11 protein-coding genes are annotated in these 12,995 nt (G+C 70.4%); 3 read left to right on the top strand and 8 right to left on the bottom strand.

Annotated features, from left to right (window positions below):
* Nucleotides 1-8: 8 nt before the first annotated feature.
* The 3 genes from ACSHT8_RS18185 to ACSHT8_RS18195 are packed head-to-tail and all read right to left on the bottom strand — an operon-like array spanning nucleotide 9 to nucleotide 2,445.
* On the bottom strand, nucleotides 9-713 hold the full coding sequence (locus ACSHT8_RS18185; RefSeq protein ID WP_436492029.1) for an ABC transporter permease: 705 nt from the start codon (nucleotides 711-713) through the stop codon (nucleotides 9-11).
* Nucleotides 692-1,330 (bottom strand): ABC transporter permease, encoded by a 639-nt coding sequence (locus ACSHT8_RS18190; protein WP_436492030.1) that lies wholly within the window; start codon nucleotides 1,328-1,330, stop codon nucleotides 692-694. Before ACSHT8_RS18190 ends, ACSHT8_RS18185 begins: the two co-directional genes overlap by 22 nt.
* Nucleotides 1,327-2,445, bottom strand: a complete 1,119-nt coding sequence (locus ACSHT8_RS18195) for an ATP-binding cassette domain-containing protein (protein ID WP_436492031.1) — start codon at nucleotides 2,443-2,445, stop codon at nucleotides 1,327-1,329. The genes ACSHT8_RS18190 and ACSHT8_RS18195 overlap by 4 nt, the downstream gene beginning before the upstream one ends.
* 129 nt (nucleotides 2,446-2,574) lie before the next feature.
* On the opposite strand from ACSHT8_RS18195, the gene ACSHT8_RS18200 reads away from it, so the two are divergent.
* Nucleotides 2,575-4,017, top strand: coding sequence for a bis-aminopropyl spermidine synthase family protein (locus ACSHT8_RS18200; RefSeq protein ID WP_436492032.1), 1,443 nt, complete (start codon nucleotides 2,575-2,577; stop codon nucleotides 4,015-4,017).
* Between the two features lie 38 nt (nucleotides 4,018-4,055).
* Here ACSHT8_RS18200 and ACSHT8_RS18205 read toward each other — a convergent pair whose 3' ends face one another.
* The 3 genes from ACSHT8_RS18205 to ACSHT8_RS18215 all read right to left on the bottom strand — a co-directional run bounded on the left by ACSHT8_RS18205 (nucleotide 4,056) and on the right by ACSHT8_RS18215 (nucleotide 10,724).
* Nucleotides 4,056-6,728 carry a CHAP domain-containing protein gene (locus ACSHT8_RS18205; protein ID WP_436492033.1) on the bottom strand — a complete coding sequence of 891 codons (2,673 nt, stop codon included), beginning with the start codon at nucleotides 6,726-6,728 and terminating at the stop codon, nucleotides 4,056-4,058.
* Nucleotides 6,729-6,910: 182 nt separating this feature from the next.
* The gene (locus ACSHT8_RS18210; RefSeq protein WP_436492035.1) at nucleotides 6,911-9,463 is read right to left on the bottom strand and encodes a bifunctional diguanylate cyclase/phosphodiesterase; all 2,553 of its coding nucleotides are present in this window, start codon (nucleotides 9,461-9,463) and stop codon (nucleotides 6,911-6,913) included.
* Nucleotides 9,464-9,524: 61 nt separating this feature from the next.
* Nucleotides 9,525-10,724, bottom strand: coding sequence for an NAD(P)-dependent malic enzyme (locus ACSHT8_RS18215; protein WP_436492036.1), 1,200 nt, complete (start codon nucleotides 10,722-10,724; stop codon nucleotides 9,525-9,527).
* 386 nt (nucleotides 10,725-11,110) lie between these two features.
* On the opposite strand from ACSHT8_RS18215, the gene ACSHT8_RS18220 reads away from it, so the two are divergent.
* Nucleotides 11,111-11,719 carry a dTDP-4-dehydrorhamnose 3,5-epimerase family protein gene (locus ACSHT8_RS18220; RefSeq protein ID WP_436492038.1) on the top strand — a complete coding sequence of 203 codons (609 nt, stop codon included), beginning with the start codon at nucleotides 11,111-11,113 and terminating at the stop codon, nucleotides 11,717-11,719.
* Here ACSHT8_RS18220 and ACSHT8_RS18225 read toward each other — a convergent pair.
* Nucleotides 11,700-11,990: a S26 family signal peptidase gene (locus tag ACSHT8_RS18225; RefSeq protein WP_436492040.1), complete on the bottom strand. Its 291-nt coding sequence runs from the start codon at nucleotides 11,988-11,990 to the stop codon at nucleotides 11,700-11,702. The two genes, ACSHT8_RS18220 and ACSHT8_RS18225, sit on opposite strands and share 20 nt — an antisense overlap.
* A gap of 100 nt (nucleotides 11,991-12,090) precedes the next feature.
* Between ACSHT8_RS18225 and sodN the strand changes: the two genes are divergently transcribed.
* Nucleotides 12,091-12,498, top strand: a complete 408-nt coding sequence (gene sodN / locus ACSHT8_RS18230; protein WP_436492041.1) for a superoxide dismutase, Ni — start codon at nucleotides 12,091-12,093, stop codon at nucleotides 12,496-12,498.
* A 141-nt stretch (nucleotides 12,499-12,639) separates the two neighbouring features.
* On the opposite strand, the gene ACSHT8_RS18235 is transcribed toward sodN, so the two are convergent.
* On the bottom strand, nucleotides 12,640-12,915 hold the full coding sequence (locus ACSHT8_RS18235) for a hypothetical protein (RefSeq protein ID WP_436492042.1): 276 nt from the start codon (nucleotides 12,913-12,915) through the stop codon (nucleotides 12,640-12,642).
* Nucleotides 12,916-12,995: the final 80 nt, after the last annotated feature.

The raw sequence follows: 12,995 nt of genomic DNA on the forward strand, positions 1-12,995 counted from the left end.
CGATCTCCTCACGTTGATTTCCTGATGCGGGTGTCCCGCAGGCCCGGCGAGACGACGAGCCACTGCGCGCCCGCCAAGACCAGTTCCACGGTGATGGCCAGCGCCGCGATGAGGATCGCGCCGCCCGCCATGCGGTCGAACTCGCGCAGGGCGAGGCCGTCGACGATGAACCGGCCGAGGCCGCCGAGCGCGACGAAAGCGGCGATGCTGGCGGTGGCGATCACCTGCAGCACCGCGGTGCGCAGCGCGCCGAGGATCAGCGGGAGCGCGTTGGGCAACTCGACCTTGAGCAGCACCTCGCGCTCGCGCATGCCCATCCCGCGCGCGGCGTCCACCGCCGCTGGGTCGACGTTGCGGATGCCCGCGTACGTCCCGGCCAGCAGCGGCGGGATGGCGATGAGCACGAGCGTGATCGTCATGGCCTCGAAGGCCAGCAGCAGGCCCATCGACAGCACGAGCAGGATCAGCAGGCCGAGTTCGGGCAGCGCTCGGAAGGCGTTGACCAGGCCGACGACGAACGTGCCGCCGCGGCCGGTGTGGCCGATGTAGGCACCCAGTGGCACCGCTATCGCCGCGGCGATCGCCACCGCGACGGCGGTGTAGGTGAGGTGCTCGACGAGCCGCTGCGGGATGCCGGGGGTGCCCAGCGTCCTGGTCCAGTTGTCGGGGTCGCTCAGCCAGTCCCAGACGTTCATCGCGCCGCCCTCGTCCACGGGGTCAGGAACCGGCCGGCCAGCACGAGCAGGGCGTCGACGGCGAGCGCGAGCACGACGATGGAGACGATGCCCGCGATGATCTCGGCGTAGTTGCCGCGCTGGTAGCCCTCGGTGAGGAAGTAGCCGAGGCCGTGCACGCCGATCAGCGAGCCCACGCTGACCAGGCTGATGTTCGACACGGCCGCGACTCTGGTGCCCGCGAGCAGCACCGGGACGGCCAGCGGCAGGTCGACGGCGAAGAACCGGCCGACCGGGCGGTAGCCCATCGCGGTGGCCGCGGCGGCGACGGTGGCCGGGACCGCGGCCAGTGCGTCGGCGACCACGCGCACCAGCAGGGCCACGGTGTAGACGGCGAGCGCGATCTGGACGTTGACCGGGTCGAGGATCAGCGTGCCGAGCAGCAGCGGCATCATCACGAACAGGGCCAGCGACGGGATCGTGTAGAGCAGGCCCGCGGCGGGGACGAGGACCGTGCGCGCGACGCGGGACCGGCTGGCCACCCAGCCCAGCGGCAGCGAGATCAGCAGCCCCGCCACGAGCGGGACCAGCGCGAGCCACAGGTGGTAGCGGGCCAGTTCGAAGAGCTGGTCGAGGTGGTCGATGACCCAGGTCACGTGGGCACCTCACCGGAGCGGCGGGCGTCGGCCAGCGCCTTGACCACGGTGTCGGCGACCACCCCGCCGACGACCGCGCCTTCCGCGTCGACCGCGATGCCGAGCGCGGCGGGCGAGCTGAGGGCGGCGTCGAGCGCGGTACGCAGCGATCCATCGTCCACTTGGAACAGCGAGCCGCCGGAGACGAGATCCTCCGCGCGGACCACACCGCCCACAGTGGACAGTGAAGCTTCGGAGACCCAGCCGAGCGGCCTGCCCTCGGCGTCGACCACGACCGCCCAGCCCGAGTCGAGCTCCGCGCGGGCCTGCTCGACGTCGGCGCCGAGCGGGACCGTGGCCACCGGGCCGACCGGAACCCCTTGCGCGGAAAGGAAACCGAGCGCGCGGTAGCCGCGGTCGCGACCGACGAACGAGGCGACGAAGTCGTCGGCCGGCTTGGCCAGCAGCGTCGCGGGCGTGTCGTACTGGGCGAGCTTGCCGCCGACGCGCAGCACGGCCACCTTGTCGCCGAGTTTGATGGCCTCATCGATGTCGTGGGTGACGAACACGATCGTCTTGCCCAGCTCGGATTGCAGCCGCAGCAGCTCGTCTTGCAGCCCGTCGCGCACGATCGGGTCGACGGCGCTGAACGGCTCGTCCATCAGCAGCACCGGCGGGTCGGCCGCGAGCGCCCGCGCCACGCCGACACGCTGCTGCTGGCCGCCGGAGAGCTGCGCGGGGTAGCGCTTGCCGAGCTCGGCGGGCAGGCCGACCCGTTCCAGCAGCTCAGCCGCGCGGCGCCGGGCCTCGGCCTTCGACGCGCCCGTGAGCACGGGGACGGTGGCGACGTTGTCGAGCACCGTGCGGTGCGGGAACAGGCCCGCGTGCTGGATGACGTAGCCGATGCCGCGACGCAGCTGAGCGGGACGCTGGGCACGGATGTCGGTGCCGTCGAGCAGGATCGTGCCGGAGGTGGCATCGATCATCCGGTTGATCATGCGCAGCGATGTCGTCTTGCCACAGCCGGACGGTCCGACGAAGACGGTGATACACCCGGCGTCGATCGTCAGGCTGAGGCTGTCGACCGCGACCGTTCCGTCGTCGTACTGCTTTGTCACGGCCTGGAACTCGATCACTCGAAGCCCCTTGTGTCGAAGTTGATCGTCTGACCCTAACCCCAAGCACCGACAGCGGCAGCGCGTTCCACGATGTGAAGACCCCTATTAACCCCTGGCGGAAGACCCGGTCCGTAGGCTCTCCGGGTTGTGGCCGACACCCTCCAGACGTACCTCGCCGACCGCGGCGTCCACTCCCGCCCGCTGCGGCGGTTGCTGACACTGCTCTCCGACGGCCCGCAACCCCTTGACCTGCTGATTCGCACCGCCGCGGTCCCCCGCCGGACGGTCGAGGACCTGCTCGCCGCGGCGGGCGCCCAGCGCGACGGCGAGTTGTGGAGCGCCGACGTCGACCCGGAGCAGCCGCTGCCCGAGCACGACCTGTCGCCCCTGGCGGGCATCCTGGCGGGCGTCCCGGCGCCGAAGCGCGCGCTCGACCACGTGCAGGCCGACCTGGACACGATGGTCCGGCGCGCCCGGTGGCTGGACGAGACGTACTACCTGCCCGGCGCCCACCTGGTGTGCGTCGGCGACCACGACCTGACCGCGCTGGCCGCGTGCACCGCCCGGCCGGAACTGCGCGCCACCGTCGTCGACCTCGACGAATCGCTGCTGGAGTACATCGACACGACCGCGCGCGCCCGGGGGCTGAACATCGAGTGCCTGCACGCCGACTTCCGCTTCGGCCTGCCCGAGCTGGACGCCGACCTGGTGTTCACCGACCCGCCGTACACCCCGGAGGGCATGCGGCTGTTCCTGGCCAGGTCGATCGAGGCGCTGCGCGGACCGGACGGTCGCGTGGTCGTCGCGTACGGCTACAGCACGCGGAATCCGGCGCTGGGGCTGAAGGTCCAGCAGGAGGTCGTGCGGCTGGGGCTGGTGTTCGAGGCGGTGCTGCCGGGGTTCAACCGCTACCTGGGCGCGCAGGCCGTGGGCAGCGCCAGTGACCTGTACGTGCTGCAGCCGACCGCCCGCGCGCCGAAACTGGCCGACTCGGGGCCGGGGATCTACACGCACGGCCCGCAGTCGGTCGAGTCCGGCGGCACGGACCCGGCCGCGTCCGCCGCTCTCCTTCGCCTCACCCGCGGCGACGGCGTTGAGCAGCCGGAGGCTCGGCGTCCCGCCTGGGCAGAGCCGGTGCGGGCGACGAAGCCGGTCGCGTATGACCTGATGGCCGATCCGGGTCCGTGGCTGGCTCGGGTGCTGCTGGCGGGTCCGGCGGTGCGGGTGGGGGCGCTGGTGGCGAACAACCACCCGGACGTCGCCGACCAGAAGGGACAGGTCGCGCTGCGGGAACTGGTGGACGGCAAGTACCGGCTGACGTTCCACCGCAGCACCCCGGACGGGAAGCACGCCGTCGTCATCGCCGAGCCGGTGGATGGCGGAGGCGTCCGCGCGGAACTCCTGCGCAGGGCCCACGGCAAACTGGGCAACGTGTGGCGCGAGGCGCTGATCAGGGCGAACGAGGGCCTGACGAAGCGGGAGGCGAAGGAGCGGGTGGCCGAACTCGCCCCGCACGCCGAGGACCTCGGACACCGCCTCATCGACCTCCCCCGCCACCGCGTCGCCGCGATCCTCGCCGCGGCCGGATGACGAAAGGGGCCGCCCTGAAACCAGGGCGGCCCCTCACCTCAGATGACCCGGACCTTCGGGATGCTCGCCCCCGGCACCGGCGCCACCGGAGCCCGCTGGGGCTCCAGGGTCGGCGGGGCCTGCGGGTGCGGATCCGGCTCCAGGACACCGATCCGCTCAACGCTCACGCCCGGCCACAGGCCGAACGGGAAGTTGCCGAGCGACTCGCCCGCGCCCAGTTCGCTGTGGCGTTCCAGGGTGGCGCGCAGCGACCCGTCCGCCCGGTCGTTGTAGACCTCCAGCGACGGATACCGGCTGGCCACGCCGTAGATGCTCGCGCCGCCGCCGCTGACCGGCTTGATGCGCATGGAGCCGAAGACGGCCATGCTCAGCAGTTTCGCCTCCGGGTGCAGCGGGTTGAACGTCAGATAACCCAGCTCCAGGGTGCCGTCGGTCGTCTGCGTCACGCCGATCTGGGAGTCGGCGACCGCGCACTTGCTGCCGTCGGAGCGGCAGGTCGGGTTGGTGCGGGCGATCAACGCGCCGTTCTCGAAGTCCGCGTAGACGCCGAAGCGGACCTTGTCGGGGGCGAACGACGAGTTGAACGACCGGCCGTCGCCGATGTCGTCGACCACTGTGGACGTCGAGATGAAGCCACCGATGCGGACCAGGCCCATGCCGGGGACCTTGTTCATCCGCATGACCCGGACCTTGGACTGCGCGCCCTTGTAGCGCGGGTCGGTGGTGCCGGGGTAGAGGAAAGCAGCCAGCTTCATGTCGTAGGCCGAGTTCGGGTTCGGCGCGCGTCCATAGAGGACCTTGAACTCGGTGGAACCCTTGATCGCGGGCGCCGCCGGGGTCGAGGTGACGTTCTCGTCGTGGATCGGGGCGACGATGGCGAGGATGTTGCCGTAGGTGTGCGGCGGGCTCGGCGCGTACGGGTTCATGTTGCTGACCCGGGTGACCTTGTTGCCGTAGTTGCCCTCGATCGTGGAGATCCGGCCGTCGGTCCCCACGTACTCGACCACCGCGGTGTGCACACCACCGCCGCCGCTGGGGCCGTAGATCACGATGTCACCCGGCTTGGCCTTGTTCTTGGCCCGCAGCAGGCCGTTGCGCTGGCCCCACTGCAGCAGGGTGCCGCTGTAGTCGGTGTACGCCGAGCCGATGCCCGCCTGCTTCCACGTCCACGTCGCGAACATGGTGCACCACGGCGCGCCGCAGCGGACACCGTTGGCGCCGAAGGGGTTGCAGTTGTCGCCCCACTCGGCGAGACCCATCTGGGAGCGGGCCGCCGCGACGATCTCGCCGCGGATCTCGCCCGCCTCGCCGGAGGACACCGTGCCGGTGCCGCCGCCCGCGACGCCGACGCCGCTGCAGCGCGGGACGTGGCCGAGGAAGCCGTCGGTGCCGGTCTTGATGTAGGCGTCCGGGACCCAGTAGCCCTGCGGGGTGTAGTCCCAGATGGAGCTGCCGTTGACGGACGGGCCGAGGTCCTGGCACTTGATGTAGACGTCGGCGCCCGCGAGGTAGGCGTCGGTCTTCGCGCGCACCTCGGGGTTGATGCTGCTGCGGCCGTCGATGGCGACCTTGGCCTTGTACGGCCCGTACGCGCCGTTCGCGCCCGGCTTGCCGCCGCCGACGCCGATCTCCGAGCAGCGCGGCAGGCCGTCGAGGAAGCCGTTGACGCCGGTGGTGATGTAGGTGTCGGGGATCCAGTAGCCGGTGGAGGTGAAGCCCCACACCGAGTTGCCGTTCACCGCGGTGCCGTTGTCCTGGCACTGCAGGTAGACGTCGGCGCCCGCGAGGTAGGCGTCGGTCTTGATCCGGTCGGCCGGGTCCGGCGACCCGCGGCCGTCGATGGCGACCTTGGCCTTGTACGGCCCGTAGTGCCCGCCCGGGCGGCTGCCGCCGCCGATGCCGACCTCCGAGCAGTGCACGACGCCGGGCATGAAGCCGTCCACGCCGGTCGACACGTACGCGTCGGGGATCCAGTAGCGGTCGGTGGTGTAGTTCCACACCGCGTTGCCGTTGACGGCCGGGCCGCCGGACTGGCAGCGGATCCAGACCTTCGAGCCCGCGAGGTAGGCGTTCGTCTTGACCCGGTCGTTCACATCGGGCGACCCGCGGCCGTCGATATCGACCTTCGCGAGGAACGGGCCGTGGCCGCCGCCGAAGTTGCCGAGCACGTTGCCGATGAGCGCGCGCAGCTCCGAGCAGCGCGGCAGGCCGGCGAGGAAACCGTCAGAGCCGGTGCTGACATAGGCGTCGGGCACCCAGTAGTTGTCGTCGGTGAAATCCCAGACCGCGTTTCCGTTGACCGCGGGACCGGCCTCCTGGCACATGATCGGCACGCTCTGCCCGGCCAGATAGGCGTTGGTCTTGATCCGGTCGTTCACGTTCCGGCTGCCGCGGCCGTCGATGTCGACCTTCGCCGGATAAGAGGTGGCCTGGTTGATGTTCAGGCCACCGGAGATGCCCCGGTCCTTGCACCGCTGCAAACCGGGCAGGAAATCGTCGGTGCCGGTCGCGACATACGCGTCGGGAATCCAGAAACCGGACGTGGTGAAGTCCCAGATCGCGCTGCCCGCGACGACCTCGCCCCAGTCCTGACACTTGATGTTGACCTCTTCACCAGCGACGTAGGCGTTGGTGCGGGTCCGGTCGTCGACGCGGGCCGTTTTGCGGCCGTCGATGTCGACCTTCGCGGTGAAAGGTCCGAGATAGTCCACGGCCTGCGCCGGGGACGTGCTTATTGCGGTGGAGGAAAGGGCGACCAGGACAGCCAGCCCCGCCGATCTCCACCGGCCACGAGTTGTACTCACGGCGCGGAAATGTAAGGAACGCTTGATCCACCGTTAACCTTGGGCCTGGCGATTAGCGCGGTGGGTCACATTCGGATCAATGACCCGAATCACGTTCCGCTGGGAATGTGCACCGGCCCGAGCTTCATCATCTCGCGGAATTCGCGCGCGGGCAGCGGCCGGGAAAGCAGCCAGCCCTGGTAGGCGTCGACACCCACGCCGCGCAGGACGTGGAACTGGGTGGCGTTCTCGACGCCCTCGGCGACGCAGCTGCGGCCCATCGCGCGGGCCATGTCGACCAGGGCGCGGGCGACGGCGAAGTCGGAGGCGTCGGTGGCCACGCCGGAGACGAACCGGCGGTCGATCTTGATGATCTGCGCGGGCAGTTCCTTGAGCCGCGCCAGCGACGAATAGCCGGTGCCGAAGTCGTCGACGGCGAACCGCACGCCGCGTTCGACCAGCTCGCCCATGGCCTCGCGGCTGCGCGACGGCAGGTCGATCAGGCTCGTCTCGACCAGTTCGAGGACGACCCGGTCCCACGCGATCCCTGTCGCCGCAACGGTTGCGGTGACAACTTCCACGAACTCCGGGTCGCCTGGCACCAGTCCGGCCAGGTTGACCGCGATGGCGACGCCGCCGCCCAGCGTGCCGCCGGTCATCTGCGGCCACTCGGCGGCCTCGGTGAACGCCGCGCGCAGCACCCAGCGGTCGAGTTCGCCGAGCAGGTCGCCCTGTTCGGCGACCGGCAGGAACTCGCCCGGCAGCAGCAGGCCGCGCTCCGGGTGTGGCCAGCGGACCAGGGCCTCGGCCGACAGCACCGTGCCGTCCGGGCCGACCACCGGCTGGTAGTGCAGGACGAGCTGGTCGTTGGCGATGGCCTCGCGGAGCTGGCCTTCGAGCAGCATCTGGCTGTTGGCCGAGGCGATCAGCGCGTCGCTGGCCAGCGAGACCCGGCCGGTGCCGCGCTCCTTGGCCGCGAACATCGCCGCGTCGGCGTAGCGCAGCAGGTCGGCGCCGCTGGTCTCCGGACCGGACGGCACAGCCGCGCCGATGCACGCCGAGACCCGAAGCAGCTGGCCGCGCACGGGAACGGCGGTGCGCAGCAGCTTCGCGGCGAGGTTCGCCAGCGCCTCGACCCCGCCAACTTCGTCGACGTCGGAGCAGATCACGACGTACTCGTCGCCGGACATGCGCGCCACGGTGCAGCTGGGCGGCAGGCCGCGTTCGAGCCTGCGGGCCAGGGCGGTGATCAGCTCGTCGCCGACGTCGTGGCCGAGGGAGTCGTTGACGCGCTTGAAGTTGTCGACGTCGCAGAACAGCAGCGCGATCCGCTCGTAGTCGCGCCCGCCGAGCAGCTTGGCCAGCAGCTCCTTGACCGCGGCGCGGCCGGGCAGTCCGGTCAGCTCGTCGTGGGTGGCCTGGTAGCGCAGGCGTTCCGCGGTGCGGCGGCGGTCGGTGACGTCGGCGAACACGACCAGCCAGAACCGCTTGCCGTCGTCGGCGACGGACACCGTGGCGTTGAGCTCGCAGTAGACCGGCTTGCCCGCGGCCGTGATCAGCACGCGCTGTCCGCTGTGGAACGAGTGGGTGCCGTGGCGCTTGGCGTCGCGGTCGTCGGGGTGGGTGAGCTGCTCGGCGGTCATCCCGCGCAGCCGGTCGAGGTCCATGCCCAGCAGCGAGCACAGCGCGTCGTTGGCGTCGACCAGGCGCTCGGAGTCGTCGAACAGGGCGATGCCGACCGGGGTGATGGCCACCAGGTCGGTGAACCGCTTGCTGGAGCGCTGCATGCGCGTCTCGGTGGACCGCTGCTCGGTGACGTCCTGCGCGGTGCCGATCATGACCGCGTCGCCCTGGTCGGCGCCCGCGGCCTCGCCGCGGATGCGGAACACGCGGCGCTTGCCGTCGGGCCGGATGACCCGGTGCTCGCACTCCACGGGTCTGCGGGTGCTGGCCAGCTCCTGCCAGCGCTGGTCGACCCACCCGCGGTCGTCGGGGTGGACCAGCTCCATGTAGTCGGCGTAGGTGATCTTCGTGCCGGGCTCGACCCCGCCCAGCTCGTAGAGCATGGACGACCACAGGCACTCGTTGGTCTCGGTGTTCCACTCCCAGGTGCCCAGCCGCGCGACGCGCTGGGCCTCCCTGAACAGCCTGCCGTCCTGGCTGAGCTGGCGTTCCATGGCGCGGAACTTCGTGAAGTCCTGCACGGTGCCGTGCACGCGCACGGCCTTGCCCTCCGCGTCGCACTCGGTTCTGGCACGGACCAGGTAAGTCCGTTCGCAGGCCAGGTCGCGCACCTCCAGCTCGATAGGCTGGGAGGAGCGCGACGTGGCCAGGCGCGAGCGGAATCGGTTCAGCGCGGGCATGTCGTCGGGGTGCACGAGCGCGATCAGCTCGTCCAGGGTGCTGCGCGGCGACAGCCCGCACAGCCTGCACAGACCGTCGGAGAGGTAACCGGAGCCGGTGGCGAAGTCGAAGGTCCAACTGCCCAGCCGGGCTATCCGCTGGGCCTCCAGTAACAGCGCCCGTTCGGCGACGGCGTCGGCCATGCCGTCCGGCGCGACCGGCGCGGCCAGGTCCGGGGCGAGAATCCGACCAGCGTCGACGTCAAGACCGCTGGTCGGCACGACCCCGGGTAGCCCGACGCGCACGACATGCTCGGCCACGGCGCGATCCCTCCACCCTTGGTAGGCGGGTTGGGCACCGTGCCGAGCATCCCGCCGGCCCTCAGGCTACCCCGTCCTCCTTCGCCGCCCGTGCGACAGCCGCCGCGACCTCGGGGGCAACCCGCGGGTCGAGGGCGCTCGGCACGATCTTGTCGGCGGCGAGATCGTCTTCGGCGACCGCGGCGATGGCGTCCGCGGCGGCCAGCTTCATCCGCTCGGTGATGCGCCGGGCACCCGAGTCCAGCGCGCCGCGGAAGATGCCGGGGAAGGCGAGGACGTTGTTGATCTGGTTCGGGAAGTCGCTGCGCCCGGTGGCCACGATCGAGGCGTACTTGCCCGCGATGTCGGGGTGGATCTCCGGGTCGGGGTTCGACAGCGCGAAGACGATGGAGTCCTTCGCCATGGTGGCGATGAGCTCCTCGGGCACCGTGCCGGACGACAGACCGACGAACACGTCGGCGCCTGCCAGTGCCTCCGCCTGGCCCCCGCGCAGGCCACCGAGGTTGGTGACCCCGGCCATCTGCTCCTTGATCGGGTTCAGGTGGTCGCGGCCGGAGTGGATGATGCCGCGCGAGTCGAGCAGGGTCACGTCGCCGACGCCCGCGGCCAGCAGGATCTTCGCGCAGGCGATGCCCGCGGCGCCCGCGCCGGAGATGACGACGCGCTGGTTGGCGATGTCCTTGCTCAGGACCGTGTTGGCCCCGCGCAGCGCGGCGAGCAGCACGATCGCGGTGCCGTGCTGGTCGTCGTGGAAGACCGGGCAGTCCAGCGCCTCGATGAGCCGCTCCTCCAGTTCGAAGCAGCGGGGAGCGGAGATGTCCTCGAGGTTGACCGCGCCGAACGACGGCCGCAGGCGAACCAGGGTCTCGATGATCTCGTCGACGTCGGTGGTGTCGAGCACCAGCGGGATGGAGTCGAGCCCGCCGAAGGTCTTGAACAGCGCGGCCTTGCCTTCCATGACCGGCAGCGAGGCGCTCGCGCCGATGTCACCGAGGCCGAGTACCGCCGTGCCGTCGGAGACGACGGCGACCAGGCGCGCCGCCCAGGTGTAGCGCTGCGCCAGCGAGGCGTCCTCGGCGATCGCGCGGCTCACCTTCGCCACCCCGGGGGTGTAGGCGATGGCCAGCGACCGGGGGTCGGCCAGCGGCTTGGTCACCTCGACGCCGAGCTTGCCGCCCTCGTGCGCGCGGAAGATCTCCTCGTCGGTGATGGGGCCTGAGTCGTCCACGGCGGTCTCTCGGTAGTCGTTCAGTGCGGTCATGAAGGCGTCCCTCCTGGGACTCGCGCCGGAGGATGGCGCGAGCGATCGCCGGACGTGACTCCGAAGTCCGGACACGGGCTTGGTCTGTAGTCGCACGGGCGCTGGTTCGCGTCGCTGGCGGACTGCGGAGTAGGGGTCGACGGCTGGGTTTACCGGTCGCGTGCCCGGGGTGTGGGCGGCGGCCGTTGGACGCTGCGGTGCGCACAGTGTGACAGGACCAGTGTGTCCTGTCTGCGGTCGGGATCACATCGAGGCGCACTAAATCCGCACGTCAGGAGCGGTTTTACCAAGACGTCCGTCCGGTTTGGTTTACCGGCCGGTTTTGTCGGAGAGTCACAACGCGAGCGTGCTGACTTCGCCGGGATCCGGCTCACTACGCTGCCCCCATGCAGGCACGAGAGCTCAAGATCCCCGGCACGTTCGAGTTCACCCCGCGGACCTTTCCGGACTCCCGCGGCGTGTTCGTCTCCCCGTTCCAAGGGGACGCGTTCGCCGAAGCGGTGGGTCACCGGCTCACCGTCGCCCAGACCAACCACAGCAAGTCGAAGCGCGGTTCCATCCGCGGCCTGCACTTCGCCGACGTCCCACCCGGACAGGCCAAGTACGTCTACTGCCCCCAGGGCGCCCTGCTCGACTTCGTCGTCGACATCCGCGTGGGATCACCCACGTACGGCGTGTGGGACGCGGTCCGCCTCGACCCGGTCGACTTCCGCGCGGTGTACGTGCCGGAGGGCATCGGCCACGGCTTCGTGGCCCTTGAGGACGACACGGTGATCTCCTACCTTTGCTCCACCGGCTACAACCCGGGCGCCGAGCACGGCATCAACCCGCTCGACCCGGAACTGGCGCTGCCCTGGTCGCCGGACGTGGAGCCCCTGCTGTCCGAGAAGGACGCCGCCGCGCCCACGCTGGCCGAGGCCGCCGCGGCCGGTCTGCTGCCCCGCTACGAGGACTGCCAGGCCCGGTACGCGGCCCTCAGAGGCGACCGGGCCTAGGCCAGAGCCGCCAGCGGATCACCGCGTGGACCTGGGCCGGGCCGAGGTCGCGGGAGTCGGTCGAGGCGTCGGGGAAGTCGCCTTCGACGTGCCAGCCAGTGGCTTGTTCTTCCTTGGCGCGTTTTACGGAGAGCTGGCCCGGCCTGCTCGCCCAGGTGACCAGGACGACATCACCAGGTTTGGGTGACTTGCGCACGGCCAGAACCGTGTCGCCGTCCGCCAGCGTCGGCGCCATCGACGGCCCGCGCACCACGACCCGCCGTACCGGCATCCTGCCCAGTGGACTCAACGATCACCTCCGCCTGCCTCACCAGCATGCCGGGAGTAGGGTCGGTCCCGTCGGAGCACCCCGTTTTGCCGTTGGAGGAACAATGCGACTGCTGTCGCGCGTCTTCGCGCCTCGCCTGGAGGCCACCGCCCACTGTGACCTTCCCTGCGGCGTGTACGACCCGGCCCAGGCCCGCATCGAGGCCGAGTCCGTGCTGGCGGTCCAGAAGAAGTACCAGGAGAACGAGGACCCCGAGTTCCGCACCCGCGCGATCCTCATCGCCGAGCAGCGCAGCGAGCTCGTCAAGCACCACCTGTGGGTTCTCTGGACCGACTACTTCAAGGCCCCGCACTTCGAGAAGTACCCGGACCTGCACGACCTGTTCAACCGCGCCACCAAGGCTGCGGGCGCGGGCGGCACCAAGGGCTCGATGGACCCGGCCACCGGCCAGGCCCTGCTGGACCTGATCGCCGAGATCGACAAGATTTTCTGGGAGACCAAGAAGGCGTGAGGCAGGCAGGCGGACAACGCCCCTGACTGGCCTGATCTTGTGGCCAACAGCCCCCGGTCCTCGGTTGGACACGGGGGCTGTTGGCTGCCTCGAACGCGCGGCAGCCAACGCTGGAACGAATGTCTTCGGTGGTGGCGCTTGTCAGCCCTTGCGAATCACCTGATAGATCGTCTCGGACTTCGGCGTAGGACGCGGCACCTTGGTCCAGCCGATCTCCTCGGCTCGGTGCGCGATCGCGGCCTTGACCTCCGCCGGATCGGTCTCGTCCTCGAAGAAGGCTATCGACAGACCGTTGCCAGTGGCCGGGTCAAGCAGGTGATAGGCGTCGAGGACCCCGGGAACGGTCTTCGCCGCGTCGATCACCCACTGTCGGTCGTCATCGGGCATCGGCTCCCACACCGCGATACGTGCGATCACGAGCAACCACCTCCCGCAGTATGAATCGGACCGCCGGAGACCGGTGTTAGCTGCCCCTGTCCGGGCCAGGTCAAGGGCCG

The sequence above is a fragment of the Actinokineospora sp. HUAS TT18 genome (assembly GCF_051364635.1).
GTDB lineage: Bacteria > Actinomycetota > Actinomycetes > Mycobacteriales > Pseudonocardiaceae > Actinokineospora.